This is a genomic window from Streptomyces nanshensis (assembly GCF_001751255.1).
Lineage (GTDB): Bacteria > Actinomycetota > Actinomycetes > Streptomycetales > Streptomycetaceae > Streptomyces > Streptomyces nanshensis_A.
In genome coordinates this window covers 1-1,521 of record NZ_LJGW01000559.1, presented here as the reverse complement: position 1 = coordinate 1,521, position 1,521 = coordinate 1, and the positions used below count along the sequence as shown (strand labels likewise).

Genomic DNA, 1,521 nt, shown 5'->3' with positions numbered 1-1,521 from the left:
TGCCGCCGCCGGACGCGCGCAGCCCCGCCCGTTCCTCCTCCGCCGCCTCCGCGACCCGGGCCACCAGGGCGCCCGGCCGCGCCCGCACGGCCCTCGGCGGCGTCCCCTCCTCCCGTACGGAGACCGGCGGCTCCATCTCCGGCGCCACCTCCGCGAGGACGCGCCCCGCCGCCTCCATCACCTCTGCAGGAGTGCGGTAGTTGACCGTCAGCCGCTCCTCGCGCCAGCGCCCCGCCACATGCGGGTCGAGCATCGCCGCCCACGAACGGGCACCGGCCGCGCTGCCCCTCTGCGCCACGTCGCCGACCAGGGTCATCGAACGCGCCGGGGCGCGGCGCATCACCGTCCGCCATGCCATCGCGGACAGCTCCTGCGCCTCGTCGACGATGACGTGCCCGTAGGCCCAGTCGCGGTCGGCGGCGGCGCGCTCCGCCGTCGTACGGGAGTCACCGCCGCCGCCGTGCGCCTCCGCGAGCCGCGCAGGATCCACCACGTCCCAGCCGTCCAGGCCGAGGATCTGCAGCACACCCCGCGCATAGCGCTCCTCCTCGGCACGCTCCGCCCGCCTCGCGCGTTCCGCCGCCCGCTGCTCCGAGTCGTCCTCGCCGAGCAGCACGGCCGCCTCGTCCAGCAGCGGCACGTCGCCCGTCGTCCACGGTGCGTCCGACTCCCGTACCAGCGCGGCCCGTTCGTCCTCGCCGAGCACGCCGCGACCGGACGAGGCCAGCAACTCCGCGTCGGAGAGCAGCTCGGCGACCAGCCGCTGCGGGGTCAGCAGCGGCCAGAGCCCGTCCAGGGCGCGGCGCACCGCCGGCCCGCGCCACAGCTCCCCGGGGCCGTGGCGCCGTTCCTCCTCGTCCAGGGGGCGCCCGGTCAGCTCGGCGCGCGCCCGTACGAGAGCGTGCAGCATGTCGGTGACGAAGCGCTTGCGGGCGACGTTGTGCGGTGCGGCCAGGCTCTGCGCCCGGTGCCGCGCCGCCGCGCACACCTCGTGCGGGACGCTCACCTCCTCGTCCTCGTCCTCCAGCCGCACGGTCAACGTCCCCTCGGGCAGGCGCTGTTGCAGCCGTACGGCCTCGGCCAGCACCGTCGCCATCCGGGGATCGCCCTTCACGACGGCGGTGCCCGCAGCGTCCTCGGCCGTCGCCCGTACGCCCGGGAAGAGGCCGCCGAGGGAGGTGAGCACCACGTCGGTCTCACCGAGCGAGGGCAGCACCTCGCTGATGTAGCGCAGGAAGACGGCGTTCGGCCCGATGACGAGGACGCCGCGCCGCGCGAGGGCCGTGCGGTGGGTGTAGAGGAGGTAGGCGGCGCGGTGCAGGGCGGCGACCGTCTTGCCCGTGCCGGGGCCGCCCTGTACGACGAGCACGCCGGCGAGCGGGGAGCGTACGACGCGGTCCTGCTCGGCCTGGATGGTGGCGACGACGTCGGCCATGCGGCCGGTGCGGGCGCGGCCCAGCGCCGCCAGCAGCGCGGCCTCGCCGACGAGGGTCCCGGCGGCGCCCTCCGTCCCCTCCGCAC

Annotated in this window: 1 protein-coding gene; it reads right to left on the bottom strand. The window is 76.7% G+C overall.

Annotated elements, in window-relative coordinates; genetic code table 11:
• Positions 1-1,521 (bottom strand): HelD family protein (locus AN218_RS29720; RefSeq protein WP_171908846.1); only part of this gene is annotated, 1,521 nt, incomplete at both ends.